Raw genomic sequence first — 1,613 nt, 5'->3', positions numbered from 1 at the left:
GCAGCGCCTCCTTGAGCCGGGGGAAGCGGGTGCGCAGCTGGTGCGCCGCCGCCTGCCGGGCGCGCACCGCCCCGGCCCGGACGGCGGCCCCCGGCGCCGCCCCCGCCGGGCCGAGCAGCAGCCGCTGGTTGCGCAGCTGCTCCGGGCGCCAGCGCTGCTTGTACGGCTCCTGGCCGCGCAGCAGGCCCAGCACCGGGACGCCCGCGCCGACCGTCTCGTCCAGCGCCGCGCTGAACAGCAGTCCGGCGATGTCCAGCCGCTCGCGCAGCACCGGGTGCGCGCCGTACATGTACAGCCCGCCGAAGGACGGGCAGAGCAGCAGCAGGTTCACCGCGACCAGCTGGCCGTCCAGGTGGAACTGGTGGACGGCGGCCCGGCCGGCGGCGACCAGCCCGGTGGTGGACTCGGTCAGGTGCCGGGCGAACCGCTCGGTGCGGTGCTCGGGCGTCACGCCGCGCGCCTGCCACTGCAGGAAGTGCAGCCGCAGCAGCCCCTCCAGCGCCTGCGGCACCTCGGCCACCGGGGTCGCGCGGACCGTCACCCCGGCCTCGGCGATCTTGCGGAGCTTCACCCGGCTGCGCTGGGCGGTCTTGCCGGGCACCCGCTTGAGCAGCCGGTCCATCGGGACGGCCGGCAGGTACTGGCAGAGCGAGTCCTGGTAGCGGCGGCGGCTGCCGCGCCAGTGCTGGTACACCCGCTGCACCGCCGCGTCGGGGTGCACCTCGCGCAGGTCCAGCCAGTGCCAGGGGCGGGTGAGCGGGAGCGCGGCGGCGAACTCGGCGGCGGCCCGGTCGGCGTGCTCGTCGTCGAGCAGGACGTCGGTGTAGTCGACCAGCCCGCCGCCGAGGCCGGTCAGGCCGCCGAGCGGCCCGCCGCGGCGCACGAAGGCGCCCGCGCCGACCAGCCGGCCGGACCGGCGGACCAGCACCACGAGGAGGCTGCCGGGGCGGCCGTAGTGGCGCCACCAGGAGCGCTGCCAGTCGGCGGCCTGGAAGAAGGTGGCGGTCCGGCAGCGGGCGCTCAGGTCGTCCCACTCCTCGGCGAGGGCGTCCAGGGCGTCGTCCTCGGACCGCAGCTCGGTGGTCCAGGCCGGCGCCGTCGTCTGGGCGGGCAGGCCGCTTCTGCGGGTCTCGGTGCTCATCGGCCGCTCCCGGCCGGGGCCTTCTGCTGGGCGGCGGGCCGGGCCCCGGTGGCGTCGGCCTCGACGGCGGGGGCCGAGGGGGCGGGGATCTCGGTGGCGGGGGTCCCGGTGGCCGGGGCCGAGGGGGCGGGGATCTCGGTGGCAGGGGTCCCGGCAGCGGGGGCCGAGGGGGCGGGGGCCTGGTCCTGGGCCGGGGGCTGCTCGGCCGCCGCGGGCTCGACGGGCTTCCCGCCGGTCTTCTTCCCGGCCTTCCCGCCTCCGCCCTTCGTCTCCCCTGCCTTCGTCTCCCCGGCCTTCGCCTCCGCGGGCTTCGCCTGCCCGGTCGCCGTCCCTCCGGCCTTCGTCCCCTCGGCCGCGGGCTTGTTCCCGGGCCCGGCCGCCGGGGACGCGGAGCCGGGCTCGGCCCCGGCGGAGGCCTCGGCCGGCTCCTCACGGCGCGGCCGCGGCGTGGTCGGGACCGCCGCCGGCGCGG

1 protein-coding gene and 1 pseudogene are annotated in these 1,613 nt (G+C 78.9%); both read right to left on the bottom strand.

Annotated features, from left to right (window positions below; all coding sequences use genetic code 11):
• A partial coding sequence (locus ABZW03_RS40685) for a GNAT family N-acetyltransferase (RefSeq protein WP_355269888.1) occupies positions 1–1,141 on the bottom strand: 1,141 nt, incomplete at its 3' end.
• Positions 1,138–1,613, bottom strand: a pseudogene (locus ABZW03_RS40680) (hypothetical protein); the annotation flags it as partial. The gene ABZW03_RS40685 and the pseudogene ABZW03_RS40680, both read right to left, overlap by 4 nt.

This window comes from Kitasatospora sp. NPDC004799 (assembly GCF_040609095.1).
In the GTDB taxonomy this organism is placed as follows: Bacteria; Actinomycetota; Actinomycetes; order Streptomycetales; family Streptomycetaceae; genus Kitasatospora.
This window is presented reverse-complemented; position numbering and strand designations above follow the sequence as displayed.